This window comes from Flavobacterium melibiosi (genome assembly GCF_048158545.1).
GTDB lineage: Bacteria > Bacteroidota > Bacteroidia > Flavobacteriales > Flavobacteriaceae > Flavobacterium > Flavobacterium melibiosi.
On the sequence record NZ_JBLNKU010000033.1, the window covers coordinates 1 to 1,183 of the forward strand.

The window sequence follows — 1,183 nt, forward strand, 5'->3', positions numbered from 1 at the left end:
GAGGCGGATGCCTGTTCAACTCCGGTTGTGGCTTTTGTTGGTGATAGTGCTCCTGCTTTAGTGGGTTGTACTGAAACTACGATCAGAACATACAGTGTGACGGATGCTTGTGGAAACGTAATCAATGTGACTCAAAATTTAATCAGAACGGTTGACCAAACGGCTCCGACTGCTTCTAACCCTGCTGATATTACTCTTAGCGGTTGCAACGGAACTTTCCCTGCTGCTGATACTGCTGTAGTGACTGATGAGGCCGATACCTGTTCTACTCCGGTTGTGGCTTTCGTTAGTGATAGTGCTCCTGCTTTAGTGGGTTGTACTGAAACTACGATCAGAACATACAGTGTAACGGATGCTTGTGGAAACACAATCAATGTGACTCAAAATTTAATCAGAACGGTGGATGAAACTGCTCCGACTGCTTCTAACCCTGCTGATATTACTCTTATCGGTTGCAACGGAACTTTCCCTGCTGCTGATACTGCTGTAGTGACTGATGAGGCGGATGCTTGTTCCACTCCGGTTGTGGCTTTTGTTGGTGATAGTGTTCCTGCTTTAGTGGGTTGTAGTGAAACTACAATCAGAACATACAGTGTGACGGATGCTTGTGGAAACACAATCAACGTGACTCAAAATTTAATCAGAACGGTTGATGAAACTGCTCCGACATTTATAGAAACTTTACCCGAAAATGTAACTGTTCAATGTTCTAATGTTCCAACTGCTGCTACGCTAACAGCTACTGATAATTGTAGTGATGCTACTGTAACTTACGAACAAACAACTACTCCAGGATTATGTGCCGGTGCTTATACACTAACGCGTATTTGGACTGCTACTGATTCTTGTGGTCTTACTACAACTCATACTCAAATTGTGACTGTTGAAGATACAACGGCTCCTGTATTTGTTGAAGCTTTACCAGTGAATGTTACTGTTCAATGTGGTGCTGTTCCAACTGCTGCTACGCTAACCGCAACTGATAATTGTAGTGATGCTACTGTAACTTACAATCAAACAACTACTCCAGGATTATGTGCCGGTGCTTATACACTAACGCGTACTTGGACTGCTACTGATTCTTGTGGTCTTACTACAACTCATACTCAAATTGTGACTGTTGAAGATACAACGGCTCCTGTATTTGTTGAAGCTTTACCAGCGAATGTTACTGTTCAATGTG

General features: G+C 43.0%; 1 pseudogene. It reads left to right on the plus strand.

Annotated features, from left to right (window positions below):
• A pseudogene (locus ACM55F_RS18755) lies at positions 1 to 1,183 on the plus strand (gliding motility-associated C-terminal domain-containing protein); the annotation flags it as partial.